The sequence below is a fragment of the Paraburkholderia sp. HP33-1 genome (genome assembly GCF_021390595.1).
Lineage (GTDB): Bacteria > Pseudomonadota > Gammaproteobacteria > Burkholderiales > Burkholderiaceae > Paraburkholderia.
Genome location: NZ_JAJEJR010000001.1, coordinates 798,777 through 824,723, shown reverse-complemented (window position 1 = coordinate 824,723; position 25,947 = coordinate 798,777). Strand labels below are relative to the sequence as shown.

Annotated in this window: 27 protein-coding genes, 1 other RNA gene and 1 riboswitch; of the genes, 14 read left to right on the top strand and 14 right to left on the bottom strand. The window is 66.1% G+C overall.

Going from position 1 to position 25,947, the window contains the following annotated elements:
- Positions 1–12: 12 nt before the first annotated feature.
- On the bottom strand, positions 13–1,494 hold the full coding sequence (locus L0U81_RS03790) for a cobyric acid synthase (protein WP_233804201.1): 1,482 nt from the start codon (positions 1,492–1,494) through the stop codon (positions 13–15).
- 177 nt (positions 1,495–1,671) lie between these two features.
- On the opposite strand from L0U81_RS03790, the gene cobU reads away from it, so the two are divergent.
- From cobU to L0U81_RS03770, 4 genes are read left to right on the top strand one after another with little or no spacing between them, the layout of a single operon-like run.
- Positions 1,672–2,226, top strand: a complete 555-nt coding sequence (gene cobU, locus L0U81_RS03785; RefSeq protein ID WP_233800249.1) for a bifunctional adenosylcobinamide kinase/adenosylcobinamide-phosphate guanylyltransferase — start codon at positions 1,672–1,674, stop codon at positions 2,224–2,226.
- Complete coding sequence (gene cbiB / locus L0U81_RS03780) at positions 2,226–3,167, top strand: adenosylcobinamide-phosphate synthase CbiB (protein WP_233804199.1); 942 nt, start codon at positions 2,226–2,228, stop codon at positions 3,165–3,167. Before cobU ends, cbiB begins: the two co-directional genes overlap by 1 nt.
- A gap of 28 nt (positions 3,168–3,195) precedes the next feature.
- Positions 3,196–4,272, top strand: a complete 1,077-nt coding sequence (gene cobD, locus L0U81_RS03775) for a threonine-phosphate decarboxylase CobD (protein ID WP_233800248.1) — start codon at positions 3,196–3,198, stop codon at positions 4,270–4,272.
- A gap of 54 nt (positions 4,273–4,326) precedes the next feature.
- Positions 4,327–5,259: a cobalamin-binding protein gene (locus L0U81_RS03770; protein WP_233800247.1), complete on the top strand. Its 933-nt coding sequence runs from the start codon at positions 4,327–4,329 to the stop codon at positions 5,257–5,259.
- Positions 5,260–5,313: 54 nt separating this feature from the next.
- Here L0U81_RS03770 and cobC read toward each other — a convergent pair whose 3' ends face one another.
- The 5 genes from cobC to L0U81_RS03745 form a co-directional block, all read right to left on the bottom strand.
- Positions 5,314–5,904: an alpha-ribazole phosphatase gene (cobC, locus tag L0U81_RS03765; protein WP_233800246.1), complete on the bottom strand. Its 591-nt coding sequence runs from the start codon at positions 5,902–5,904 to the stop codon at positions 5,314–5,316.
- Positions 5,889–6,665 carry an adenosylcobinamide-GDP ribazoletransferase gene (locus L0U81_RS03760; protein ID WP_233800245.1) on the bottom strand — a complete coding sequence of 259 codons (777 nt, stop codon included), beginning with the start codon at positions 6,663–6,665 and terminating at the stop codon, positions 5,889–5,891. Before L0U81_RS03760 ends, cobC begins: the two co-directional genes overlap by 16 nt.
- A 73-nt stretch (positions 6,666–6,738) precedes the next feature.
- Complete coding sequence (gene cobT, locus L0U81_RS03755; protein ID WP_233800244.1) at positions 6,739–7,800, bottom strand: nicotinate-nucleotide--dimethylbenzimidazole phosphoribosyltransferase; 1,062 nt, start codon at positions 7,798–7,800, stop codon at positions 6,739–6,741.
- A gap of 43 nt (positions 7,801–7,843) precedes the next feature.
- Entirely contained in the window at positions 7,844–8,677 is an 834-nt protein-coding gene (locus L0U81_RS03750; protein WP_233800243.1) for an ABC transporter ATP-binding protein, read from the bottom strand.
- The gene (locus tag L0U81_RS03745) at positions 8,674–9,723 is read right to left on the bottom strand and encodes a FecCD family ABC transporter permease (protein WP_233800242.1); all 1,050 of its coding nucleotides are present in this window, start codon (positions 9,721–9,723) and stop codon (positions 8,674–8,676) included. Before L0U81_RS03745 ends, L0U81_RS03750 begins: the two co-directional genes overlap by 4 nt.
- Before the next feature lie 91 nt (positions 9,724–9,814).
- A riboswitch (cobalamin riboswitch) is annotated at positions 9,815–10,072 on the bottom strand.
- Between the two features lie 220 nt (positions 10,073–10,292).
- Here L0U81_RS03745 and L0U81_RS03740 point away from each other — a divergent pair.
- From L0U81_RS03740 to L0U81_RS03720, 5 genes are all read left to right on the top strand, one after another.
- Complete coding sequence (locus L0U81_RS03740; RefSeq protein WP_233800241.1) at positions 10,293–10,652, top strand: ATPase; 360 nt, start codon at positions 10,293–10,295, stop codon at positions 10,650–10,652.
- On the top strand, positions 10,649–10,963 hold the full coding sequence (locus L0U81_RS03735; RefSeq protein ID WP_233800240.1) for a cell division protein ZapA: 315 nt from the start codon (positions 10,649–10,651) through the stop codon (positions 10,961–10,963). The genes L0U81_RS03740 and L0U81_RS03735 overlap by 4 nt, the downstream gene beginning before the upstream one ends.
- A gap of 67 nt (positions 10,964–11,030) precedes the next feature.
- Positions 11,031–11,212: non-coding RNA, 6S RNA (gene ssrS / locus L0U81_RS03730), on the top strand.
- Positions 11,213–11,353: 141 nt separating this feature from the next.
- Complete coding sequence (locus L0U81_RS03725) at positions 11,354–11,812, top strand: EVE domain-containing protein (protein ID WP_008923398.1); 459 nt, start codon at positions 11,354–11,356, stop codon at positions 11,810–11,812.
- Positions 11,813–12,058: 246 nt separating this feature from the next.
- Complete coding sequence (locus tag L0U81_RS03720) at positions 12,059–12,784, top strand: SIMPL domain-containing protein (RefSeq protein ID WP_233800239.1); 726 nt, start codon at positions 12,059–12,061, stop codon at positions 12,782–12,784.
- Positions 12,785–12,875: 91 nt separating this feature from the next.
- Here L0U81_RS03720 and lgt read toward each other — a convergent pair whose 3' ends face one another.
- Together lgt and L0U81_RS03710 are read right to left on the bottom strand one after the other, a co-directional pair.
- Complete coding sequence (gene lgt / locus L0U81_RS03715; RefSeq protein WP_233800238.1) at positions 12,876–13,781, bottom strand: prolipoprotein diacylglyceryl transferase; 906 nt, start codon at positions 13,779–13,781, stop codon at positions 12,876–12,878.
- A 60-nt stretch (positions 13,782–13,841) separates the two neighbouring features.
- Positions 13,842–14,810 (bottom strand): LysR family transcriptional regulator, encoded by a 969-nt coding sequence (locus tag L0U81_RS03710; RefSeq protein WP_233800237.1) that lies wholly within the window; start codon positions 14,808–14,810, stop codon positions 13,842–13,844.
- 157 nt (positions 14,811–14,967) lie between these two features.
- Between L0U81_RS03710 and ilvD the strand changes: the two genes are divergently transcribed.
- Positions 14,968–16,641, top strand: coding sequence for a dihydroxy-acid dehydratase (gene ilvD / locus L0U81_RS03705; protein ID WP_233800236.1), 1,674 nt, complete (start codon positions 14,968–14,970; stop codon positions 16,639–16,641).
- A 130-nt stretch (positions 16,642–16,771) separates the two neighbouring features.
- On the top strand, positions 16,772–17,110 hold the full coding sequence (locus L0U81_RS03700) for a c-type cytochrome (RefSeq protein ID WP_233800235.1): 339 nt from the start codon (positions 16,772–16,774) through the stop codon (positions 17,108–17,110).
- A 41-nt stretch (positions 17,111–17,151) separates the two neighbouring features.
- Here L0U81_RS03700 and L0U81_RS03695 read toward each other — a convergent pair whose 3' ends face one another.
- From L0U81_RS03695 to L0U81_RS03685, 3 genes are all read right to left on the bottom strand, one after another.
- Positions 17,152–17,853, bottom strand: a complete 702-nt coding sequence (locus L0U81_RS03695) for a DUF2486 family protein (RefSeq protein ID WP_233800234.1) — start codon at positions 17,851–17,853, stop codon at positions 17,152–17,154.
- Positions 17,854–17,956: 103 nt separating this feature from the next.
- Positions 17,957–18,373 (bottom strand): DNA polymerase III subunit chi, encoded by a 417-nt coding sequence (locus L0U81_RS03690; protein WP_233800233.1) that lies wholly within the window; start codon positions 18,371–18,373, stop codon positions 17,957–17,959.
- A 52-nt stretch (positions 18,374–18,425) separates the two neighbouring features.
- The gene (locus L0U81_RS03685) at positions 18,426–19,937 is read right to left on the bottom strand and encodes a leucyl aminopeptidase (RefSeq protein WP_233800232.1); all 1,512 of its coding nucleotides are present in this window, start codon (positions 19,935–19,937) and stop codon (positions 18,426–18,428) included.
- 137 nt (positions 19,938–20,074) lie between these two features.
- On the opposite strand from L0U81_RS03685, the gene lptF reads away from it, so the two are divergent.
- From lptF to L0U81_RS03670, 3 genes are read left to right on the top strand one after another with little or no spacing between them, the layout of a single operon-like run.
- Positions 20,075–21,172, top strand: coding sequence for an LPS export ABC transporter permease LptF (lptF, locus tag L0U81_RS03680; RefSeq protein WP_233800231.1), 1,098 nt, complete (start codon positions 20,075–20,077; stop codon positions 21,170–21,172).
- A 3-nt stretch (positions 21,173–21,175) separates the two neighbouring features.
- Positions 21,176–22,324, top strand: coding sequence for an LPS export ABC transporter permease LptG (gene lptG, locus L0U81_RS03675; protein ID WP_233800230.1), 1,149 nt, complete (start codon positions 21,176–21,178; stop codon positions 22,322–22,324).
- Between the two features lie 38 nt (positions 22,325–22,362).
- Positions 22,363–22,743, top strand: a complete 381-nt coding sequence (locus tag L0U81_RS03670; RefSeq protein ID WP_233800229.1) for a sirohydrochlorin chelatase — start codon at positions 22,363–22,365, stop codon at positions 22,741–22,743.
- Positions 22,744–22,776: 33 nt separating this feature from the next.
- Here L0U81_RS03670 and cobA read toward each other — a convergent pair whose 3' ends face one another.
- Genes cobA through cysD form a run of 3 tightly spaced genes read right to left on the bottom strand, consistent with a single transcriptional unit; the run spans position 22,777 to position 25,867 of the window.
- Complete coding sequence (cobA, locus tag L0U81_RS03665) at positions 22,777–23,535, bottom strand: uroporphyrinogen-III C-methyltransferase (protein ID WP_233804197.1); 759 nt, start codon at positions 23,533–23,535, stop codon at positions 22,777–22,779.
- A 22-nt stretch (positions 23,536–23,557) separates the two neighbouring features.
- Positions 23,558–24,874, bottom strand: a complete 1,317-nt coding sequence (locus L0U81_RS03660; RefSeq protein WP_233800228.1) for a sulfate adenylyltransferase subunit 1 — start codon at positions 24,872–24,874, stop codon at positions 23,558–23,560.
- A gap of 30 nt (positions 24,875–24,904) precedes the next feature.
- Positions 24,905–25,867 (bottom strand): sulfate adenylyltransferase subunit CysD, encoded by a 963-nt coding sequence (gene cysD, locus L0U81_RS03655; protein ID WP_233800227.1) that lies wholly within the window; start codon positions 25,865–25,867, stop codon positions 24,905–24,907.
- Between the last annotated feature and the right edge of the window lie 80 nt (positions 25,868–25,947).

The following is a 25,947-nucleotide window of genomic DNA, read 5'->3' as shown; positions in this document are numbered from 1 at the left end:
CGCCGCAAAGCGTCACCCCACCGCCGCGAACAGCCTGTGTATATCGACGTGCCCGGCGAGCGTATCGGCCAGTCGCTCCAGCGACGCCTCGCGCAACGCCGGATAGTCGACCGCCTCGGCATCGCTCAAGCCCGCCCACGCGAGCAGCGCCGCGCAGGCGGCCGGCGTGTCGAACAGTCCATGCACGTAGGTCGCGAGAATCTGGCCATCGGCGGACAACGCGCCGTCGGGACGCCCACAGTCCGCGCTCCCGTCGCCCTCGGCGGCACGGTCGAGCCGCAGCGCCGGCGTGTCCAATGCCGGCCCGCGCGTTTCGCCCATATGGATCTCGTAGCCGGCGACGTCCGGCGCGCCGGGCAGCGCGAGGCGCCCGGTCACGTTCTTCAGCGTCTTGTCGCGCGTGAGCACGGTCGCATAATCGAGCCAGCCGAAGCCCGCGAAGGTGCCCGGCGCGCCCTCGACGCCATGCGGATCCGCAATTTCGCGGCCGAGCATCTGCATGCCGCCGCATATGCCGATCACGCGGCCGCCGTAGCGCAGATGTCCAGCGAGCACGTCGCCCCAACCCTGCGCGCGCAGAAAGGCGAGGTCGGCCGGCACGTTCTTCGAACCCGGCAGGATGATCAGGTCGGCGGCCGGTGGCGGGGTACCCGCGCGCACATAGTGAAAATCGACCTGCGGATGCGCGCGCAATGCGTCGAAATCGGTGTGATTGCTGATGTGCGGCAGCACCGGCACAACGACGCGCAGCAGACGCTGGGCCGCGCCGCTCGCCGCCGAGCGCAACTCGGGCGGCAGCATGTCCTCGGCGTCGAGTGTCAGGCCGTGCAGATACGGCACGACGCCGAGCACCGGCTTGCCGGTCTTCGCCTCGAGCCAGTCGAGTCCAGGCTGCAGCAGGCCGATGTCGCCGCGAAAGCGGTTGATGATGAAGCCGCGCACCCGCGCCTGCTCGCTGCCGGACAAACACGCGAGGGTGCCCGTCAGGTGCGCGAACACACCGCCGCGATCGATGTCGGCCACCAGCACGACCGGGCAATCGACCGCCTCCGCGAAACCCATGTTCGCGATGTCGCGCTCGCGCAGATTGATCTCGGCCGGACTGCCCGCGCCTTCGACGAAAATCGTGTCGTACGCCGCGCGCAGCCGCGCGTAGGACTCCAGCACGGCCTCGAACGCAACAGGCTTGTAGTCGTGATACGCGCGCGCGTCGAGATTCATGCGCGCCTTGCCGTGGATGATCACCTGCGCGCCGCGATCGCTGGTCGGCTTCAGCAGCACCGGGTTCAGGTCGGTGTGCGCGTCGATGCCCGCGGCCACCGCCTGCAATGCCTGGGCACGGCCGATCTCGCCGCCGTCGACGGTCACCGCGCTGTTCAACGCCATGTTCTGCGGCTTGAACGGCGCGACCCGCGCACCCGCGCGCCGCGCGAGACGGCACAGGCCAGCGACCAGCGTGCTCTTGCCCGCATCGGACGTGGTGCCCTGGATCATCAGCGTACCGCGGGGCACGGGCAAGGCGTCGGGGGGAGTCGGCGTTCGGGTCACGGGAAGGCGGTCGGATAGGTAAAAGCGGCGATATCTGAAAGCCGCGTGCGCGGCACATGCGGCGCGTGGCTTGCGGCTGCGCAATCGAGCGGCATTATCCCACCGCGCCGGTACAATCACACGATGACTCCCCGCGACCTCACCTTCGTCCTCGGCGGCGCCCGCTCGGGCAAGAGCGCGCACGCCGAGCGGCTCGCCAGCGACAGCGCCCTCCCCGTCACTTACATCGCCACCGCCCGCGTCACCGACGACGCCGAATTCACCGCGCGCATCGCGCATCACCGCGAGCGGCGGCCCGCGCATTGGGGGCTCGTCGAAGCCGACGACGATCTCGCGGGCGCGCTCGCGCGACACGACGCGCCGGGCCAGTGTCTGCTGATCGACTGCCTGACGCTGTGGCTCGCGAACCTGCTGTGTCCCGCCCACGGCGCCGCACCGCCGCTGCCGCACTACTACGCGCAGGCCGCGGCGCTCGAAGCGGCGCTCGCCGGCGCGCGCGGCAAGATCATCGTCGTCAGCAACGAGATCGGCCTCGGCGTCGTGCCGCTCGGCGAAGCCACGCGGCTTTACGTCGACGAACTCGGGCGCCTCAATCAGCGCGTTGCCGCGTTGAGCAGCGAGGCCACGCTGATGGTCGCGGGTCTGCCTGTCGCGCTGAAAAGCGCGAGCCGTGCGTGATGCCGCCGCTGACGATGCCGCTGATCGCGGCGCTCGCGACCGCGGGCGTCGCCGTCGATCGCTGGTTCGGTGAGCCGGGCCGCGCGCATCCGCTCGTCGGCTTCGGCAACTGGGCTGCGCGCATCGAGGCGCGCTTGAACCACGACCGGCGTCTACGGCTCAAAGGCCTGTTCGCGTGGGCGCTCGCGGTGTTGCCGCCGGTGTTGATCGCGTGGGGGCTCGTCGCCGTGTTGCCGTTTTTCGCGGCCTGCGCGCTGCACGTCGCGCTGCTGTGGTTCGCGCTCGGCGCGCGCAGCCTGCGCGATCACATCGCGCCGATCGCGCGGGCGCTCGGCCAACACGATCTCGCCACCGCGCGTCAGTTGACCGCGCAGATCGTCTCGCGCGACACCGCGCAGTCCGACGAGGCCGCGCTCGCGCGCGCAGCGGTCGAATCGGCACTCGAAAACGGCAACGACGCGATCTTCGGCACGCTGTTCTGGTTCGCGCTCGCGGGCGGGCCGGGCGCGCTCGGCTTTCGCCTCGCCAACACGCTCGACGCGATGTGGGGTTATCGCACGCCGCGCTATCTGCGCTTCGGCTGGGCCGCCGCGCGCATCGACGACGCGCTGAACTGGATTCCCGCGCGCCTGACCGCTATGAGTTATGCGCTGCTCGGCGACACCCTGACCGCGTGGCGCTGCTGGCGCGAGCAGGCGCCGCGCTGGGACAGCCCGAACGCGGGCCCGGTGATGGCGGCCGGCGCCGGCAGCCTGAACGTGCTGATCGGCGGAGCGGCGGTGTATCACGGCACGCTCGAACAGCGGCCGACACTAGGCTTCGGGCATCCCGCCGAAGCGCGTCATGTGGGCGCCGCGTTGATGCTGGTCGAGCGCACGGTGATTCTCTGGCTGGCCGTGCTGATCGTGCTGGCATTGTTGAGCGTGCCGGTTCATGGCTGAGCGCCACGACGCGCGTAGGGATGAGCGTATGACCGACCGGATACAGGTTCGCGATAACGCCGCAAGCGGCCCGATCGCGCACGGCGGCAACCTGCACGAAGCGGCGACGCGCTATGCCATTCCGTACGCGCAGTGGCTCGATCTGTCGACCGGCATCAATCCGCACGGCTATCCGGTGCCGCCGCTCCCCGCCGACGCCTGGCGCCGTCTGCCCGACGAGGGCGACGGCTTCGCCGAACGCGCCGCGCGCTACTACGGCGCGCCCGATGCCGCGCACGTGCTGCCGGTCGCTGGCAGCCAGGCGGCGATTCGCGCGCTGCCCCTGCTGCTGCCGCCCGCGACGGTCGGCATCGCGCCGCTCACCTACGGCGAGTACGCGCCCTCGTTCGCGCGTGCCGGACACGAGGTCGCGCCCCTCGACGTGCAGCTCGACACGCTGCCCGTCACGCTCACGCATGTCGCGATCGCCAATCCCAACAATCCGACCGCCGCGCATATCGACGCCGCCAGGCTGCTGCACTGGCACGCGCAACTGCGCGAGCGCGGCGGTACGCTGCTCGTCGACGAAGCGTTCGCCGATACCCTGCCGGCCGCGCGGGTCGCGTCGCTGGCGGCGCATACGCATCTGGACGGGCTCGTTGTGTTGCGCTCGCCGGGCAAGTTTTTCGGGCTGGCGGGGGTGCGCGCGGGTTTCGTGCTGGGCGCGCCGGCCTTGCTCGCCGCGCTGCGCGACAGGTTGGGCGCGTGGACCGTCAGTGGTCCCGCGCGTCATGCAGTGAGCGCCGCGCTCGCCGATACCGAGTGGCAAACCCGGATGCGTGAGAGGCTCATCAGCGAGAGCGCGCGGCTTGCCGCGCTATTGCATGCGCACGGTTTCGCGACACGCGGCACGCCGCTGTTCGCGTGGACCGACGACGCGCGCGCTGCCGCGTTGCACGAAGCGCTCGCGCAGCGTGGCGTGTGGACCCGGCTTTTTCCGCCATCGCTCGATGTGCCGTCGGCCAGCGTGCGCTTCGGGCTGCCGGGTGATGAAGCCGAGTGGATCCGCTTCGAACAGCAGCTGCAACAGGCGGTTCGCGCGATCGACGCCGCGCGCACGCGCTAACGCACGGTTCTTCACATCCAATCCGCTCAACGCTTGCCGACCCGCCCTCGCCCGATGATCCGCTTTGCCACGCCCGCGCGCCGCTTCATCCTCTGGTTCGGCGCCGCATCGCTCGCTCTGCACTCGCTAAGCGGATTCGCCGCGATCACCGTCACCGATGACAGCGGCGCGAGCGTCACGCTCGCCGCGCCCGCGCAGCGCGTGATCAGCCTCGCGCCGCATGTCACCGAATTGCTGTACGCCGCGGGCGGCGGCCCGAAGATGGTCGGCGCGGTGTCGTACAGCGACTATCCGCCCGAAGCGAAGCAACTCCCGCGGGTCGGCGACAACAAGGCGCTCGACCTCGAACGCATCGTTGCGCTGAAACCCGATCTGATCGTGGTGTGGCGGCATGGCAATGCACAGCGCCAGCTCGATCGCTTGCGCGAGCTTCACGTGCCGCTCTTTTTCAGCGAGCCGCGCCGCCTCGACGACGTCGCCGTGTCGCTGACGAGACTCGGCCGGCTGCTCGGCACGTCGGCGAGCGCGGACGCGGCGGCGGCCGCCTATCGCGACGACATCACCCGTCTACGCGCGCAGTACGCGAGCCGTCCATCCGTCAGCGTGTTTTACCAGGTATGGGACCGGCCGCTGATGACGCTCAACGGCGAGCACATGATCAGCGACGCGATCGCGCTGTGCGGCGGCCGCAACGTGTTCGCGGGCTTGCAGCCGCTCGTGCCGACGGTCTCGACCGAAGCGGTGCTCGCCGCGAATCCGGAAGCGATCGTCACCGCCGCGCCCGGTGCGACGCGGCCCGACACGACGCTGCCGCAACTCGATACGTGGCGCGCGTGGCCGGGTCTCGCGGCAGTCGCCAACAACAACCTGTTTGCAATCGACGGCGATCTGATCAACCGCCCCGCGCCGCGCATCGCGCAAGGCGCGCGGCAACTGTGCGAAGACCTCGAACTCGCGCGTTCGCGCAGAAAGCAGCCCGCGCCGTAACATCCAGTGTCTCGCGCGCAAAGAAACGATCAGTTCTCCGTATGACCCGACTGATCACGCGTTCCATCGCACGAGTGACCACTGCAATGTTTCGTCGTTACGCCGCAACCAGACGATCCCCGTCATATCGAGCGACCACTGCAGGCAACGCGCGAGCGGCACCTCCAGCACCCATGACGCGATTGCGCGCATCACGCCCGCGTGCGTGACCACATATGCGGGCGACAGCTCGCGCGTCTGCGCGAATGCATCGAACCACGCTCGCACCCGCGCGACGAATTGCGCGACGCTCTCGCCGCCATGCGCGCGCGCATGTTCGAAATTGGCGGCCCAGTCGTCGAGCAACGCGCGATCGATCGCATCCCAGCGCTGCGCTTCCCAGGCACCGAAATCCATCTCCTTCAGACGCTCGTCGTGGCTGACCACGCAGCCGAAGTCGTTCGCGATCTCGGCCGCGAGCGCGGCGCAACGCGTGAGCGGACTCGTGATCAGCACACGCGGCGCCGGCACCTGCAAGTTCGCGAACTTCACCGCCAACGCATTCGACGATACCTCGGCGCTCTCCGCCAACGCGACATCACTATGGCCGTAACAGACACCCGCCTCGAGAGCGACAGCGGGATGTCGAATCAGGACGATATCCATGCAAGCCCCACCAGATAGATGCTCAATTCGAAGATCTGTTGCGCGAAGCCGAGGCAGTCACCGGTATAGCCGCCAATGCGTCTGACGAAATAACGGCCGATCGCGAAGCGCAGCGCGAACAGCACGACACACGTGAGCGCGGCGAAACGCCAGTCGGGCGCGCCGGGGCCGTTCGGCCACAGCAGCCACGGCAGCCCGAACAGCGCGGCGCACAGCAGCGCCTGCCCGCTCAGACGCTGCGCGACCGGCCGGGCCTTGCCTGCGGCGCGCACGTAATCGAGCGTGGCCAGGTAGCTGATCGCGCAGGCACGGCTCGCGCCATGCGCGGCAATCATCAGACTTGCGGCGCGCAGCGGCGGCAACGCCGCGAGCGTTTGCCACTTGATCGCCAGGGCGATCACGAGCGCGATGGCGCCGAAGGCACCGATGCGCGAGTCGTGCATGATGCGCAGCGCATCATCGCGGGTATATGCGCCACCGAACGCATCGATGCAATCGGCAAGACCGTCCTCGTGAAATGCGCCCGTCACGATGAGCGATGCGGCCATCGACAGCAACACCGCGACGCCTGGCGGCAACACGCGCAGCGCGGCCAGATAGACGAGCGCGCTGAAGCCGCCCACCAACACGCCGACGAGCGGAAAATAGCGCGCCGCCGCGTTCAGGTAATGCGGCTCGAAGCCGACCCAGCGCGGCACCGGCACGCGCGTGAAGTAACCGAGCGCGGTGAAGAAGTAGCGCAGTTCCGCGAGCGGGTTCATCGACGTGGCGGGTGCGCGTTCACAGCGATACGGGCCGGGGTTCGCATTCTCGCGAAGCGTGTGCTCATGTGCATCACGCTTCGCGATCCGCGACGCCCGCCGAATCGAAGCTCGCCATCTCGTTGACGAAAGCCACCGCCGCGCGCAGCAGCGGCACCGCGAGCGCGGCGCCCGTACCCTCGCCGAGCCGCATGTCGAGCGACAGCAGCGGCTGCGCACCGAAATGATCGAGCATGCGCCGATGCCCCGCCTCGTTCGACGCATGCGCGAACACACAGTACTCACGCACCTCGGGCGAGAACGCATCGGCGACCAGCAGCGCGGACGTCGCGATGAAGCCATCGACGAGGATCGTCATGCGCGCTTCGGCGGCCGCCAGATACGCGCCCGCCATCATCGCGATCTCGAAGCCGCCAAAGGTCGCGAGTACGTCGAGCGGCGCGCGTGCGTCGGCATGGCGTGCGAGCGCCGACGCGAGCACGTTGCGCTTCCTCGCGAGCCCGGCGTCGTCGAGACCGGTGCCGCGGCCGACGCAGTCGTCGATCGGCACGCCGCACAGGCGGCTCATCAGGCACGCGGCCGCCGACGTGTTCGCGATGCCCATCTCGCCGAAGCCGATCACGTTCGTGCCGAGCGCCGCGTGATGACGCACGCGCGCAGCGCCCGCCTGCATGGCGGCGAGCGCTTCGGCATGCGTCATTGCGGCTTCGTGCGCGAAGTTGCGCGTGCCGCCTCCGACCGGAATGTCGACGAGCCCGTCAGTCGACGGCAGGGGCGTCGCGATACCCGCGTTGACCACTTCGAGTTCGAGACCCGCGACGCGGCTCAGCGCGTTGATCGCCGCTCCGCCTGCGAGGAAGTTCGCGACCATCTGTGCGGTCACTGATTGCGGATATGGGCTCACGCCTTCGGCGGCGATGCCGTGATCGCCCGCGAAAACGATCATCGCGGGACGCTCGACGGTAGGACGCGTGGTGTGCTGGATCAAACCCATCTGCAGCGCGAGGGTTTCGAGCCGGCCGAGGCTGCCGGGCGGTTTAGTGCGCGTATCGATGATCCGTTGCAGTTCGGCTCGCAGAGTTTGATCGAGCGGAGCGACCGCGGGCAAACCGGCCGGGAGTGGGAAGCGAGTCATAGGTGTGATCGAAACAGGAAATAAGAGTCAATAATCAGCCTGACTATATGTCATGACCGGCAGGCGATTCGTGACGCGGGCGCGGCGCGGGAATCAGCGCCTCGTGCTCGCCATCGCGAATCAGGATCAGCGGATAGCCGAACGCGCGGCTCGTCAGCGCGGGCGTCAGCACCTCGCGCGCCGGACCCGCATACGCGCCGCCCGCGCCGTCGAGCAGCAATGCGTGCGTCGCGAAGCGGCGCGCGAGATTCAGATCGTGACATGAGAACAGCACACTACGGCGTGGTTCGCGCGTCCATGCCGTGAGTGCTTCGAGGCAGTCGATCTGATGATGCAGGTCGAGATGGGACAACGGTTCGTCGAGCAACAACAGCGGCGCGTCCTGGCACAGCACGGCCGCGAGCGCGACGCGCTGACGCTCGCCGCCCGATAGCGACAGCACGTCGCGCGCGGCGAAGTCCGCGAGACCGAGTCGTTCGAGCGCCGCTTGCGCGGCCGCGCGATCCTCGTCACGCTCCCAGCCCCAGCCGCCCAGATGCGGGAAGCGGTTCAGCAGCACGATGTCGAGCACACTCGCGCTGAACGCATCGGCCGCGCTTTGCGGCATCAGCGCGCGACGCCGTGCGAGCGGGAGCGGTTGCCAGTCGGCCACGCGCGCGCCATCGAGTTCGACATGGCCCGAGGCCGGCTGCAACAGGCCTGCCAGCGTCGACAGCAAGGTCGTCTTGCCCGCGCCGTTCGGCCCGGCGATACACCAGATTTCGCCCGCGTAGAACGTGTGCGTGAACGCGTCGAGCAAGGTGCGCGCACCGGCGCGCAACGTCAGGCGTTGCGCGCTCAGCACGGAAGAGGTGGCGCTGTCGTGGGCTCGCATCATCGGCGGCGCCTGAGCAGCATCCATAGAAAGACCGGCACGCCGACCAGCGACGTAATCACGCCGACCGGCAATTGCGCGGGCGCGATCGCGGTACGCGCGATCAGATCCGCGCCCATCACTGCGACACCGCCGCCGAGCGCGGCCGCCGGCAGCAGCATGCGCTGATCGTTGCCGAACGCGAGCCGTAGCACGTGCGGCACGACGAGACCGACGAAGCCGATCGTGCCCGCGGTCGTCACCGCCGCGGCCGCGGCGAGCGAGGCAACCAGATACACGCGCAAACGCAGCGGCATCACCGCGACGCCTAATGCCTGTGCGGCCGCGTCGCCACGCAGCAGCACGTTCAGACGTGGTGCGGCCGGCACGATCGCGAGCAACACGAGCGCGAGCGCGATCAGCGCGGTCCACGGTAGCGCCCCGCCGTTGAGGTCGCCGGTGAGCCAGAACAACATGCCGCGCAGACGGCTGTCGGGCGCGAGATTGAGCAGCAGCGTGATCAACGCGCCCCACCCCGCCGCGATCACCACGCCGGTCAACAGCAAACGCGGCGATGTGTCCTGCGGCTCGCCGCGCCATAGTTCGCGACGCGCAAGACCGAGCACCAGCAGGATCGACACGAGCGCACCCGCGAACGCGCTCGCATCGACGATCCACCATGCGCCGCCCGCGATCATCGCGACGAGCGCAAAGCTTGCCGCGCCGCCCGACACGCCGAGCACATACGGCTCGGCCAGCGGATTGCGCAGCAGCACCTGCAGCAGCGCGCCGGCGAGCGCGAGCAACGCGCCGCACGCGAAGCCCGCGAGCGCGCGCGGCAAGCGCAACGTACGTACGATTTCGCCGGCGAGATCGTCGGTGCCCGCGCCGCCAAACGTGTGCGCAGGCACGAGCGCCGCCAGCACGCGCGATGGCGCGAGCGGCACGCTGCCGAGCACGAGGGACGCGCCGAGCACCGCTACGGCGACGAGCGCGAGCCCGAGCCAGATCGCCGCTGCGCGTTTCGCGTTCATCGGGCGCGGCGTCTCTATCGCGACAGGGGACAGCATGGGACGACATTCCTTTGGATAGCGTGCGCGGCCTGCATTCTCGCAGGCCGACGCGTCACGAGGCGCCCCTTTGTTTAACGTTTTCGTGGGGGGACGTCCCTTATGTCTGGCCGGTATCCGGGCTACGACACGTCAATCCCGCCTTCCCACGCGTGACGCGCAGTGGCACACTCGCATGTTGAACTTCGAACCTGCGACCAGGACCGACCTGCATGAGCACAGCACATGCCCTCGCTTACCGTTGCGGAGCAGCACAGGTTCGCGCATCTGTTTTGGTACCGCGCGCCCTGCTTCCCGTTTAACTGCCCGCACCGACAAGCGCGCGGGCACCAGAGTGCGGGAAGTTTAGGAGCGGCCTCGCGGGGCGTCAAGAAAGGTCAGGCGGTACGCAATCCGTTCTGTTGAATGCAGATTATTGTCCGATAGATGTCCGGTTTTTTATCTTATGGTCGACAACATGAGACGGAGCGAACGCGTACGAAGCGATGCTGTTACGTCTCGAAACGAGACAATTGTCGGAACCTGTAATATTCCGCGCTAAAATGCGATGTCTTTAGAGGACGCAGCACATGCTCACCGAACTCGAATCACTCTCCCAGAATATCGGCAAGCTGATTGCGATCAGCCAGCGCCACCACGAAGCGCGGCTCGCGCTCGAAGAGCAACTCGCGCAAACGCGTGCCGAAGTAGAAGCAACGCACGCGGAGCTCGCGCAATTGCGCGAAGAGCGCAATGCACTGCAGGCGGAACGCGACGCTCTGTCCGCCAAGATCGACGACGCTCAGGTGCGCCTGAATGCGATTCTCGAGAAATTGCCGCGCGCACGCGCGAGCAGCGAACCGGATAACCAGCTCGATCTGCTCGAGTCCGCCCAGCCCGAACACGAGGAAGCGGAAAGCGACGTAAGCCGCCACGGAGAAAACGCATGACCACCAAGCAGATCGAAGTATCGATTCTCGACGTACCTTATCGTCTCGCCTGCTCGCCGGAAACGGAAGGCGCGCTGCTCGAAGCGGTCGCGCGCGTCGACGCCGAGATGAAGAAGATCCGCAGCGGCAGCAACATGCGCGGCACGGATCGCATTGCCGTGATGGCTGCACTGTCACTGGCATCGGAACTGCTTAAGCTGCAAAGCAGCGTGCGACACGGAGAAGCATTTCCCGCTGAAGAAATCCGGCGTACAATGCAGCAAATGAACGAACAGCTAGGTACTGTGATTCAACAGTACAGCTTGCAGTAAGCAGTAGCAGGCCGGTGTCGAACCGGTCGCGTGTTCAAAGGTTGGTGTGTTGTAGCTTTACTAGTTTGCTTCCCTGCCTGGTTCGCCAAGGTCATATATTCCTTGAACCAATGCCATGTGCACGGTTGCGGAAATTTGTAGCACGGGCGTGCGCGTCACTCTGTCTGATGTACCCGAAGTGTTGCTAACTGCGACCAATTCTGAACCCTCGGTTCAGGATGCCGGCCTAGCGGCTAAGGCGGGGACCTTATCTGGAACGGCACCGGACTTCGGTTCGGTGCCGTTTTTTCTTTGGCAGCCGTTTTTCGTTTGAGGGCCTTTTTCAAGGGCTTTTCTGCACGCGCCTGCCCCTCCCGTGCCTCGTTCAACCTCACACGCTCACTCTGATTCATGCGCTACTGGCTGATGAAGTCCGAACCGGACGAGGCAAGCATCGACGATCTCGCCAACGCACCGCATCGCACCTTGCCGTGGACCGGCGTGCGCAACTATCAGGCGCGCAACTTCATGCGCGACGTGATGCAGATCGGCGACGGCGTGCTCTTCTATCATTCGAGCTGTCCGGAGCCCGGCATTGCGGGCATCGCGGAAGTGTCGTCGACCGCTTATCCAGACCCGACCCAGTTCGATAAGAAGAGTCCGTACTACGACGCGAAGTCGTCGCCGGAAACGCCGCGCTGGTTACTCGTCGACGTCGTGTTCAAAAAGAAAATTCCGCTGATTTCGCTTGCTGCCTTGCGCGAGCATGCCGAGTTGGAGGATATGCGCGTGCTAGCCAAAGGCAACCGTCTGTCAATCACGCCCGTGACGGAAGCCGAATGGCGCTTCATCACTAAACAGCTGGTTTAACGGCGAACGCGCGGCGCGGCACATGTCGTGAGCGCGCTCAGGCCATCATTTCCGGTGCGGCGGCGATGCGCTAATTGGGGAACCAAGCCTCGGTCACGCGCGCCTAATCGGTTGCCGAAACGCGATCGCTCGGCCTAACTGCTCGACGGCATCCATACCCTTTCGCCAGCGCATCTGTCAAACATCGCGTCAGCGCGCGGCGCGCGCGTCGAACGTGCACCACCTGTTCAAACAAGGAGTCCAGCCATGACGAAAAAAACCGCACGGGCCCTCGCACTCGCGTTCGCCTTTGGCGCGCCTGTCGCACTTGCACTGAACCCGGTTCTCGCTCGCGCGCAAAGCATGATGCCGCAGCCTGCGGGCGTGCTGTCGCTGAATGCGCAGGCGAGCGCGGAAGTCCCGCAGGACGAAGTCGAAATCACGCTGTTTTACGAGCAGGAAGCGAGCGAGCCGTCGTCGCTGACGTCGACACTGAACGAACGCGCCGATGCGGCGTTGCAGAAAGCGCGCGGCGTCGCCGGCGTGACGGCACGCTCGGGCGCGTTCTCGATCTTCCCATCGACCGACCGCGACGGACGCATCTCGACGTGGCGCGGCCGTACGGAAGTCGTGCTCGAATCGCGCGACTTCGCGGCTGCATCGAAGCTTGCCGGACAAATGGCATCGATCATGCAAGTCGGCAACGTACGCTTCTCGCTGTCACCGGAAGCGCAGCGCGCCGCGGAACAAAGGCTCAGCGGCGAAGCGATCAAGTCGTTTCGCGAGCAGGCCGCGTCGTCCTCGCAGGCATTCGGCTTTAGCGGCTATTCGATCCGCGAGGTCAACGTGAGTCACAGCGGCGTGATGCCGCGTCCGATGATGATGATGAGCGCGCGCGCGATGGGTGCCGACGCCAAGGGCGCGCCGATGCCAATCGAAGGCGGCACGTCGACCGTGACGGTCAACGTGTCGGGGTCGGTGCAGATGAAGTGATGCGCAAGCGCAAATAGAAACGCCACGGCATCCCACGATGCCGTGGCGTTTTTTTATGCAGCGCTTGCTGCGCTACCCGAGCGTGCGTGGCTCAGTTCGCACCAACCGCCTGCGCCGGCTCGCGACGCCCCCGGCGATACGCCCACACCATCAGGCCGATGCCCGCGAGGATCATCGGCAGCGACAGCCACTGGCCCATTGACAGCCCCATCGCCAGCAGGCCCAGGAAATCGTCCGGCTCGCGCGCGAATTCGACCGTGAAGCGTGCGAGGCCGTAGCCGATCAGGAACATCGCGGAAATCGCGCCGAGCGGCTTCGGCTTGCGCGAGAAGAAGATCAGCACGAAGAACAGCGCCACGCCTTCGAGCGCGATTTCGTACAGTTCCGACGGATGCCGCGGCAGCATGTGATATTGCGCGAACACTTCGTTCAGATGCCATTGCGCGGCCAGTTGCGGATGCGCGGTGAGCCACGCGGCGTCGTCGGGTGCGGCGCCCGGGAACAGCATCGCCCACGGCGCGGACGGATCGGTCACGCGACCCCACAGCTCGCCGTTGATAAAGTTGCCGAGACGCCCGGCCGCGAGGCCCGTGGGCACCATCGGCGCGACGAAGTCGGTGACTTGCAGCCACGAGCGCTTGCGCTGATACGCGAACAGGATCATCGCGAGCGTCACGCCGAGAAAGCCGCCGTGAAACGACATGCCGCCCTCCCACACCTTGACGATGTCGAGCGGATGCGCGAAATAGAAGCTCGCCTTGTAGAACAGCACATAGCCGAGCCGTCCGCCGAGGATCGTGCCCAGCACGCCGTAGAACAGCATGTCGTCGATATCCTTCGCGGTCCAGCCTTGCGCGGCGACATACGGCAGACGCAGCCGCAGCCGTGCGACGACGATCGCCGCGACGAACGCCACGAGGTACATCAGGCCATACCAGCGCACGGCGAGCGGCCCTAGATGAATGGCGACCGGGTCGAAATTGGGGTGAATGAGCATCGTGTAATTATGGGCAGTTCAGGTTCGGAAGCAGTTTTTACAGGGAATCAGAAGCGCGATCTATACACGCGACGCGACGCTCGCCGCATGCGCGCGCACGATATCGATAAAGCCCGCCAGCACCGGACTGACTTCGTCGGTACGCCAGACGAGGCCGGTCTCGATCGCGGGCACCGACTCCGACAGGGGCCGGTAGACGACACCCGTGCGGCGCAGGTTACGCAACGATTGCGGCACCAGTGCGACGCCCATGCCGGCCGACACGAGACTGACGATGGTCTGCATCTGGATCGCCTCCTGGCCGATCCGCGGCGCGAGGCCCGCGACGCCGTAGCAATCCATAATGATGTCATAAAAGCCTGGCGCGAGACGTCTTGGGAAGATCACGAGCGGCGCATCGGCGAGATCGCGCAGGCTGACGGGGGTGTCGAGCCATTCGGCGGCGGGGCTGTCGCAGGTGTTCACGCCGCCCTGCACCCGCTGAGCCATTTCCGTCGACATCGCGATCACGAGCGGCTCGCGCGCGATCGGCAACCACGATAGTTGCGCCGCGTGCCGCGACGGCAGCGGCGCGATCACGAGACCCGCGTCGATACGCCCGGCCACCAGCTCCTCGACCTGCACGTCGCTGGTCGCCTCGGTCAACTCGAGCCGCACGCGCGGATGCCGCACGCCGAAATCGCGCAGCAGGAGCGGCAGCAGGCCGTAATCCGCGGTCGACACGAACGCCAGCGACAGCACGCCCGCCTCGCCGCGCGCGAGGCTCTGCGCAAGCGGCCTCAGCCCTTCGGCGGCCGCGAGCAGCCGCTGCACCTCGGGCAGCAGATCGGCGCCGACCGCCGTCAGCTCGACCGAGCGCTTGGTGCGCGCGAACAGCTCGACGCCAAGCGTCTCCTCCAACGCGCGGATGGCCTGCGACAGCGGCGGCTGCGTCATCGACAGACGCGCGGCCGCGCGCCCGAAGTGCTTCTCCTCGGCGACGGTGACAAAGTAGCGCAACTGGCGCAGGTCGGGGATCGTTGGCAGCATGATTAATACATTTTACGACCTGAACAGCGCGGAATAATACACGCGACACACTCCAGGCAAAACCGCCTGTTCGCGAGGCGCGACGGCACTACACTGAACGAATGCGCGCACAAGCCGCAGCGCGCATCCGTCAGAACCGACAGACCGGGAGATCCCCATGGCCTACAACCGTCGTTCGAAGAACATCACGCAAGGCATCGCGCGTTCACCGAATCGCTCGATGTACTACGCGCTCGGCTACCAGAAGGAGGATTTCGACAAACCCATGATCGGCGTCGCCAACGGCCACTCGACGATCACGCCGTGCAACGCCGGTCTGCAGCGTCTAGCCGACGCGGCCGTCACCGCGATCAAGCGCGCCGACGCGAACCCGCAGACCTTCGGCACGCCGACGATCTCGGACGGGATGTCGATGGGCACCGAGGGCATGAAGTACTCGCTCGTGTCGCGCGAAGTGATCGCCGACTGCATCGAGACCTGCGTGCAGGGTCAATGGATGGACGGGGTGGTCGTGATCGGCGGCTGCGACAAGAACATGCCGGGCGGCATGATCGGCCTCGCGCGCATGAACGTGCCGGGCATCTACGTGTACGGCGGCACGATCCGTCCGGGCAACTGGAAGGGCACCGATCTGACGATCGTGTCGTCGTTCGAAGCGGTCGGCGAATTCACGGCCGGCCGCATGTCGCAGGAGGACTTCGAGGGTATCGAGAAGAACGCGTGTCCGTCGACCGGTTCGTGCGGCGGCATGTACACGGCCAACACGATGAGCTCGTCGTTCGAGGCGCTCGGCATGTCGCTGCTGTATTCGTCGACGATGGCGAACCCCGATCAGGAGAAGGTCGACTCGGCCGCGGAGTCGGCGCGCGTGCTCGTCGAAGCGGTCAAGAAGGATCTGAAGCCGCGCGACATCATCACGAAGCGGTCGATCGAAAACGCGGTCGCCGTGATCATGGCGACCGGCGGCTCGACCAACGCGGTGCTCCACTATCTGGCGATCGCGCACGCGGCCGAGGTCGAATGGACGATCGAGGACTTCGAGCGCATGCGCAAGAAAGTGCCGGTGATCTGCAACCTGAAGCCGTCGGGCCAGTATGTCGCCACCGATCTGCACAAGGCGGGCGGCATCCCGCAGGTGCTGAAGATCCTGCTCGACGCCGGGCTTCTGCACGGCGATTGCATCACGATCACCGGCAGAACGATCGCCGAGGAACTGAAAGACGTGCCCGGCAAACCGCGCAGCGACCAGCAGGTGATCTTCCCGATCGACAAGGCGCTCTACGCGGAGGGCCATCTTGCGATTCTGAAGGGCAATCTCGCCGAACACGGTGCGGTCGCCAAGATCTCGGGGCTGAAGAACCCGGTCATCACGGGCCCGGCCCGCGTGTTCGACGACGAGCAGAGCGCGCTCGAAGCGATCCTCGCCGACAGGATCGTCGCCGGCGACGTCGTCGTGCTGCGCTACCTGGGCCCGAAGGGCGGCCCCGGCATGCCGGAGATGCTCGCGCCGACCTCGGCGATCATCGGCAAGGGACTCGGCGAATCGGTCGGGCTCATCACCGACGGCCGCTTCTCGGGCGGCACCTGGGGTATGGTGGTCGGACACGTCGCGCCGGAAGCGTTCGTCGGTGGCACGATCGCGCTCGTGCAGGAAGGCGATTCGATCACGATCGACGCGCACCGGCTGCTGCTGCAACTGAACATCGACGACGCCGAGCTGCAGCGCCGCCGCGCCGTGTGGCAGGCTCCGAAGCCGCGCTACACACGCGGCGTGATGGCGAAGTATTTCGCGCTCGCGCAGCCGGCGAATCGGGGGGCGGTGACGGGCTGATCACGGTCACAGTGGCAAACCCGCCGCCACGCTACGCAGAAACGCAAAGGGGCGCCCGGAAAACCGTGCGCCCCTTTGCTCTTATAATGCGTGCACCACGAGCCGGGCATCTGCACTGGCGGAGACCATAATGAAATCGATGTCGTACGCAGCCGTAGCAGCCATTGTTGCGCTCGCCGCCACATTGAGCGCAGCCAGTCCCGCCGCCCATGCCGAAGCAGCCGGCCTCGCGCTTGCACAGCAGAAGAACTGCATGAGCTGCCACTCGGTCACGCGCCCGTTCATGGGACCCTCGCTGCACGATGTCGCAGCCCGCTATGCAGGACGTGAGGACGCCGCGACCTACCTGAAGCACAAGATCCTCGATGGCAGCACCGGCGTATGGGGAACCGTGCCGATGCCGGCGAACACTCAGCTCACGCCGGATCAGGCGGCCACGCTGGCGGCCTGGGTGTTGACGCTCAAATAACGGACGTCTTGTGTCGCCGATGAAGGCCGCGCCTCGCGCCATCAACGTGAGCGCCGCGCGACCTCTTCTTCCACCGCTTCACGCACCCAGTCTGTCATCTCGGCTTCGAGCGTTTGCGCGACTTCGCGCGTGATCTGACTCACGAGCAGACTCGTGTGTTGCTGCACCGCATCGCGGCAGCGCGCCTCGATGATGCCGCGCCCCTCTCCCGTCAGAAAACGCTGGAAACGTCCGTGCAGACGTTGGGCGATCGCATCGGCATCGAGTGCGGGCTCGGCGGGAGCGGCTTCGTGCGTGCCTTCATGACCGAGATCCGGCGGCACCGTCGCGCCGGCTTCGAGCGGTATGAAGGGCTCGGTACGGTCGAACACACCGGGCGAGACTTCCATTTCTTCATGCCCGCCCTCATGCCCATGTCGCGGGTGAATGCCGTGATGCGGACGCGTGTACCTTCTCGCGTGCGTGTGATCGGCCACGTGCGCCCGATAAAGCCCGGTCTGCGCGACAGGCTCATACCCGGCCGCCTGCGCGGGCTCAGGCGTCAACGTCGGTTCGGTCTGATGCGCGGGCGGCGGCACGACCGCGGGCTCCGTATGGAAAGCGGGCTCGCGCGGCGCCGCGGGTGCGGGCTCGGCGCCTGGCTGGGGGGCGGGCGCGGCGGCATCGCCCGATGCCTCGCGCGCGCGGCCCGGCACGAGGATCTCGTTCAGGACCGGAATTGAATCATCTTGGGGGTCGGACACGTGCGCTCTCCGTGTTTGAGTCGAAGCCAGGGCAGGCAGTGTGCGCGTGGCGTTCCCCGATCGCCGTCGACCGTCGTCGGCCCCGACGCGCAGCGAAACGAAGCTAGCCGCCCTGCTTGTAGTTGGTCAAAGGATAGCCGCGATCGCGATAGAAGCGATAGCGCTCGCGGCCCGCAGCGAGTTCCTCGGGTGCGTTACCGACCACTTCGAGCAATCTTTCGAAGCGCGCGAACTGCGCCGGCACCGTCGCGCCGAGATTGAGCAGCACCTGATGATGCGGCACGTCGTCGAGATTCGTGGCCAGCACGACAGGCGTGTCGGCCGCAAGCGACGTGCCCGCCATGCAGTGCGGCACGAACTCGAGCGGCGCGAAGGTCCACAGCATTTCGTCGAAGGCGCGCAGGCGCGCGGGCTCGGCCAGCACCACGAGCGGCTGGCCCGCCAGATACGCCTTGCGCGCGAGGCGGCATGCATACGACAGCGAATCGCCGACGTTCGAGTGAAAGTCGATTTTCGTCATCGGCCGCTCCGCCACGCTTGCCGCGCGCGGTGCGCGCGCTTACTGCACTGCGTCATTGCCCGGCGCGATCGATCAGGAACTGCGTGAGCAGCGGCACCGGACGGCCGGTCGCGCCCTTCGCCGCGCCGCTCTTCCACGCGGTGCCCGCGATGTCGAGATGCGCCCACGGGTACGAATCCGTGAAGCGCGACAGGAAGCACGCGGCCGTCACGCTGCCCGCGGGACGTCCGCCGATGTTCGCGACGTCCGCGAAGTTAGACTTCAGCTGATCCTGGTACTCGTCGTCGAGCGGCAGGCGCCATGCCGGGTCGGCAGCTTCACGCGACGCGTCGAGCAGCTCGCCCGCGAGCGCGTCGTCCTTCGAGAACAGGCCGCTGTTGTGGTGGCCGAGCGCGATGATGCAGGCGCCCGTCAGCGTGGCGATGTCGATCACCGCCGCCGGCTTGAAGCGCTCGGCGTAGGTCAAAGCGTCGCACAGGATGAGGCGGCCCTCGGCGTCGGTGTTCAGCACCTCGATCGTGATGCCCTTCATGCTGGTGACGATGTCGCCCGGCTTGGTGGCCGTGCCCGACGGCATGTTCTCGACGGCCGGGATGATGCCGACCACGTTGATCTTCAGGCCCATCTCGGCGACCGCGCGCAGCGTGCCGAGCACCGAGCCCGCGCCGCACATGTCGTACTTCATTTCGTCCATGCTCTCGCCCGGCTTCAGCGAGATGCCGCCCGTGTCGAACGTGACGCCCTTGCCGACCAGCACGACCGGCGCGGCCTTCGCGGCGCCGCCCTGGTACTGCAGCACGATGAACTGCGCCGGTTCGACCGCGCCCGCCGTGACCGACAGGTACGAGCCCATCTTCAGCGCTTCGCACTGCTTCTCGCCGAGCACCTCGACCTTCAGCTTCCAGTCTTTCGCGAGCTTCTTCGCGGTGTTCGCGAGATAGGTCGGCGTGCAGACGTTGCTCGGCAGATTGCCGAGCTCGCGCGTCAGGTCCATGCCGTTCGCAAGCGCGGCACCCTGCTTCGCGGCCAGCCTGGCGACCTTCTCGTCGCCGCTGTTGACGCTGAACACGATGCGCTTGAGCGCGCGCGGCGTGTTGTCCGGCTTGCTCTTCATCTCCGTGAAGCGGTACGTCAGCTCGCGCAGCGCGAGGATCGCGGCGCGTACGCACCAGTCGGCCGTGCGCTCGAGCACCGGCAGTTGTGCGAGCGTGAACGTGACCTGCACGACCTTCGTGCCGAGCAGCGCGCGCCAGGCGGCGCGGACCGCCTCGCCGTAAGCTTTCTGGCTGAAAGCGTCCTGTTTGCCGAGCCCGACTAGCAGCACGCGCGACGCGCCGATGCCCTGGACTTCATGCAGGAACAGCGTGGTGCCGGCTTTGCCGTCCATGTCGCCCGCCTTGATGATGCGCGTGAGCAGGCCCTTGGTGGCCGTGTCGATCTCCAGTGCGGCGCCCGACAGCGTTTGCGACTCGAACACGCCGATCACGATGCAGTCGGATTTTCCGGTCAGGAAACCGTTCGTCGAGCCTTTGGTCCAATCACAGGCTTTTATGCTAAAGTCCATCGCGCTTGTCCTCGGATAAAATCTGGGCTTAGGATGAAAGCCGCAATTATCCGCTATTTTTCCCGCGGCGGCTGCACCGGAGGCGTGACGGGACCGAACCCCCGCGTCACCGTGAGCGCCCCCTCTCGTCATCAATAATGATCTTCGAACGCTCCCTCCAGCGCGAACTCGCGTACACGGCTGGCGCCGTGTTCATGGTTCTCCTCACGCTCGTGCTGACGACGATGATGATCCGCATCGTCGGCTTCGCGGCATCGGGTGAGATCGATCCGCGCGACGTGCTGGTCCTGATCGGCCTCACCGTGATCGGCTACCTGGCCATCATGCTCGTCGCGACCCTGTTCGTGTCGATCCTGTTCGTGCTCACGCGCTGGTACAAGGACTCCGAGATGGTCGTGTGGCTGTCCTCGGGCGTGAGCCTCACGCAATTCATCAAGCCGATCGGCATTTTCGCCACGCCGATCATCATCCTGATCATGTTCTTCGTGTTCGTCGGCTGGCCGTGGTCGAACCAGCAGAGCAAGCTGATCCGCGCGCGCTTCCAGCAGCGCGACGAAGTCTCGCTGCTCGCGCCGGGGCAGTTCCGCGAATCGCCGACCACCCATCGCGTGTTCTTCATCGAGAAGATGTCGCCCGACCAGGGGCATGTCGAGAACGTGTTCGTGACGAGCACCGAAGGCGGCAAGGTCAACGTCGTCGTGTCGAAGAACGGCCACATCGAGACCCACAAGAACGGCGACCGCTTCGTCGTGCTGGAAAATGGCCGCCGCTACGACGGCGAGCCGGGCCACCCCGATTTCCGCATCATGGAGTTCGAGCGCTACGGCGTGAAGATCCAGAGCCAGCCGGTCGTCAATACGCCGACCACCACCGGCCTGCCGACGCTCACGCTGCTGCGCAATCCGACCAACGAGAACCTCGCCGAATTCGCGTGGCGCGCCGGTCTTCCGCTGATCGCGATCAACCTGATGCTGCTCGCGATTCCGCTCGCGCACCAGAATCCGCGGCGCAGCCGCACGATCAACCTCGTGATGGCCGTGCTGATCTACCTCACCTATTCGAATCTGCTGAACGTCGTGCAGGCGTGGATCGAGCAGGGCAAGATGTCGTTCGGCGTCGGGCTCGTGATCCTGCACGTGATCGTGCTCGGGATCGTCGCGTTCATCTTCTGGTTGCGCGTGCGCAACCGGCCGCTATTTACGCGTGCCATGTTCAGCCGTTCGCAGGGAGCCTGACCGATGCGCATTTATGAAAGGTATTTCGCGCGTCAGATTTATCTCACGTTCGTTTTCATCCTGTTCGCGTTTTCAGGTCTGTTCTTCTTTTTCGACCTGATCAATGAACTGAACTCGGTCGGCCACGGCAACTACAAATTCCAGTACGCGGTGCTGCGCGTCGCGCTGCAAACGCCGTCGCGTTTCTACGAAATCATTCCGGTGGCGGCGCTGATCAGCGCGATCTACGTGTTCGCGCAGATGGCAGCGAACTCCGAGTACACGATCTTCCGCGTGTCAGGCCTCGCGACGAACCAGTCGCTGCGCTCGCTGCTGAAGATCGGCATCCCGCTCGTGATCGTCACGTATCTGATCGGCGAAGTGGTCGGCCCGTACACGGATCAGCTGTCCGAGCGCGTGCGGCTCGAGGCGCTCGGCTCATCGGTGTCGACCAACTTCCAGTCGGGCGTGTGGGTCAAGGACACGCTGACCTCGCGCGCCGACGGCGAGCAGGTCACGCGCTTCGTCAACGTCGGCGAACTGAGGCCCGACGCGACGATCAGCAACGTGCGCATCTACGAGTTCGATTCGAAGTTCCGCCTGTCGAACGTGCGCATCGCGCAGAGCGGCCGCTATCAGCCGCCGGGCCACTGGCTGCTGACCGGCGTGACCGACACGCAACTGCTCGACGTGACTCCCGCTCCCGGCACCCCGGCCGATGCGCTCAATCCCGTGTATCGCGCGAACCAGGTCACGCTGCCCGAGTATTCGCTGCGCTCCGAGCTGACGCCGCAGATTCTGTCGGTGCTGCTGGTGTCACCGGACCGGATGTCGATGTTCAATCTGTTCCGCTATATCCAGCATCTGACCGAGAATCATCAGGACACGCAGCGCTATGAAATCGCGCTGTGGCGCAAGGTGCTCTATCCGTTCGCGGTGTTCGTGATGCTGGTGCTGTCGCTGCCGTTCGCGTATCTGCATACGCGCGCGGGCGTGGTCGGCGTGAAGGTGTTCGGCGGCATCATGCTCGGCATGAGCTTCCAGCTGTTCAACACGCTGTTCTCGCATATCGGCACGCTCAATACGTGGCCCGCGCCGTTGACGGCGGCGACGCCGGGGCTCGTGTACCTGGTGCTCGGGCTCGTCGGGTTGAAGTGGGTCGACCGGCACTGACGCCAGTGCTTTGAGGGGCATCGTCAGGAGCTGACGCGATGGCTATGCACGGACTGATTCTATTTGGCCACGGCGCGCGCGATGCGCGCTGGCGGGAGCCGTTCGAGCGGCTCGCCGACAAGCTGCGCGCCGCACGCGCGGCGACGGGCGACGCTCAGGCGGTCTCACTCGCGTTTCTCGAACTGATGGAACCCAACCTGCCGACGGCCGTCGCGCAACTCGTCACGCAAGGTTGCGATGCGATTACCGTGGTGCCGGTGTTCTTCGGGCAAGGCGGACATATCCGCAAGGACTTGCCCGCGATCGTCGATCAATGCCGCGCCGCGCATCCCGGTGTCGAGATTCGCTGCGCGGTGGCAGTGGGTGAGGATGATTCAGTGCTGGATGCGCTCGCGCAGTATTGCTTGCGGCAAGTCTGATTTTTGTCGTTTCCTTGCCCGGGTTCGCCGCTCTCAGGCCGCGACCCGCATCCCGTTCGCCGAGTGTTCCGCCTCCTCGACTTGCCGCGCCGCGAACGCCTCCCCGATCATCAGTAAACTCGGCTGTGACGCATCGACCCAGCGCTGCGCTGCGCCCGCCGCAAGATCTTCCAGCGTCAGCGTCAGCATCCGTTCGCGCGGCGTGCTGCACGCCTCGACGATCGCAACGGGCATGCTCGCGGGCTTGCCGGCATCGATCATTTGCCGCGCGATCTCGACGCCGCTATCGCGGCCCATGTAGAACACGAGTGAATCGGCATTGACCTGTTCGCGGATCTCGTCGGAGCCCGGCGCGCGGCTGAACGTCGCAAGCGCGACGCTACGCGACACGCCGCGCAGCGTCAGCGAGCGCTTTAGCGTGGCCGCGCTCGCCAGCGCGGCGGTGATGCCCGGCACGACTTCATACTCGATGCCAGCGGCTTCCAGCGCGCGCATCTCTTCGTCGGCGCGGCCGAACAGCATCGGATCGCCGCCCTTCAAACGCACGACCACGTCGTGCTCCAAAGCCGCATCGACGATCTGCTTGTTGATGAACTGCTGGGCCGTCGACAACTGGCCGCAGCGCTTGCCGACCGCAATGCGCTTCGCGCGCGCGGGCGCGTAGTCGAGCATCGCCGGCTCGATCAGCGCGTCGTGCAGCACGACGTCGGCGGCGCCGAGCAGCCGCGCGCCGCGTACCGTAATCAGGTCCGCGGCACCCGGTCCCGCGCCGATCAGATAAACCTTGCCCATTTGCATCAACCTGTTGCTCTGCTCAGGCGGAAAACGCGCGGATCATGCCGGCCGCGACGGTGTGGTTCGTCGCCTCGTCGATCAGCACGAACGCGCCCGTGCCCTGATGCGAGTCGTACGCGTCGCACACGAGCGGCTTCTGCAACGTCAGCGCGACACGACCGATGTCGTTCATCGCCAGTTCCTTGCGATCGGTCGCCTGCGACAGCGTATGCACGTCGAGCACTTCCTTGATCGCGCCGATCTTCGCGAACACCGTGCTGGTGGTCTGCTTCAGCAGATACTTGCGCTGCGTCGACAGCGGCGTGTCGTCGAACCAGCACAGATCCGCTTCAAGCTTCTTCGCAGGTTCCGGCGCCGCTTCGCGCAGCACGAAGGTGTCGCCGCGCGACACGTCGACGTCTTCCGCGAGACGTATCGTCACCGTCTGACCGGCAAACGCGCGGTCCACCTGGGCGGTGCCGCCGACCACCGGCGCGATGATCTCGGCGACGGTCGCCTCGCGATGGGCCGGCAGCACGACGATCGTGTCGCCGAGCTTCACTTCGCCCGATTCCACACGGCCCATGTAGCCGCGGAAATCGTCGGCCTGGCTGCCGTCCTGGCGCGCGACCCACTGCACCGGGAAGCGCAGCGCCTCGCCGCTCGCGGTTTCGACCGGCAGCGCTTCGAGCACGTCGAGCAGCGGCTCGCCCGCGTACCACGGCATGCGCTCGCTGGCCGTGACGATGTTGTCGCCCTTCAGCGCCGACACCGGCACGAAGCGCACGTCCTGCAGACCGAGGTGACGCGCGAGCTCGACATACGCGTCGCGGATTTCGTTGAAGCGCGCTTCGCTGTAGTCGACGAGGTCCATCTTGTTGATCGCGACGATCACATGCTGCAGACCGAGCAGCTTGACGATCGCGCTATGACGCTTGGTTTGCGGCAGCAGTTGTGCAACGCCGTTCTCGAACGTCACGCGCGTCGCGTCAACGAGAATGATCGCCGCATGCGCGGTCGATGCACCCGTCACCATGTTGCGCGTGTACTGCTCGTGGCCCGGCGTATCGGCGATGATGAACTTGCGCTTGGCGGTCGCGAAGTAGCGGTACGCGACGTCGATCGTGATGCCCTGCTCGCGCTCGGCTTCGAGGCCGTCGGTCAGCAGCGACAGATCGATTTCGTCGCCGACGGTGCGCTTGTTCTTCGCGCGCGACAGCGCCGAGAGCTGGTCGGAAAGCACGGCCTTGCTGTCGTACAACAGACGGCCGATCAGCGTGCTCTTGCCGTCGTCGACGCTGCCCGCGGTGATGAAACGCAGCACGCCGAGGTCTTCGGGTTGGTGAATACTGCTCATGATTGCATGTCCCTTGTCTCGTGTGCCTGCTTAGAAATAACCTTGCTTCTTGCGCTGCTCCATCGCCGCCTCGGACACCTGATCGTCCATCCGCGTCGCACCGCGTTCCGTGATTTCGGTGACGGCCGTTTCGGCGATGATCTTCTCGACGTCGTCCGCGTCGCTTTCGACCGGGCACGTGCAGCTGATGTCGCCGACCGTGCGGAAACGCACGAGCGCCTGTTCGCTCGTCTCGCCTTCGCGCATCGGCGTGAGCGGCGTAACCGGCACGAGCAGGCCATTGCGGCGCACGATCTCGCGCTGGTGCGCATAGTAGATCGACGGCAGTTCGAGCTGTTCACGCGCGATGTACTGCCACACGTCGAGTTCGGTCCAGTTCGAGATCGGGAACACGCGCATGTGCTCGCCGTTGTGCAGACGCGCGTTGTAGATGCTCCACAGTTCCGGGCGCTGCGCCTTCGGGTCCCATTGGCCGAACTCGTCGCGGAACGAGAAGATGCGCTCTTTCGCGCGGGCCTTTTCTTCGTCGCGACGCGCGCCGCCGATCATCGCGGTGTAGCCGTATTGCTCGATCGTCTCCAGCAGCGTGACCGCTTGCGCGGCATTGCGCGAATCCGTTTCGCGGCGCAGACGCACGGTGCCGCGCTTGATCGAATCCTCGACATGCCCGACCACCAGTTGCGCGCCGATCTCTTGCGCGCGACGATCGCGGAAGTCGATCACTTCGTCGTAGTTATGGCCGGTGTCGATATGCACGAGCGGGAACGGCAGCTGCGTCTTGCGGTTTGCGCCGAGGCCGAACGCCTTCAGTGCGAGCGCGAGCACCACGACGGAATCCTTGCCGCCCGAAAACAGCAGTGCTGGCTTGCTGCACTCGGCGACCAGTTCGCGCAGGATGTGAATCGACTCGGCTTCGAGCCAATCGAGGTGATCCATCCGGCTGACCGTGTTGGCAAGCGGAGCGTTGACAGCGGAATCGAGCGTGGTGCTCATATCGGGTCCTTCGTTGATTCGCCCGGCAAGTGCGGGTGCACGGGCGGAAGTATTCAGATCGTTATCGGCGGCGGTCGACC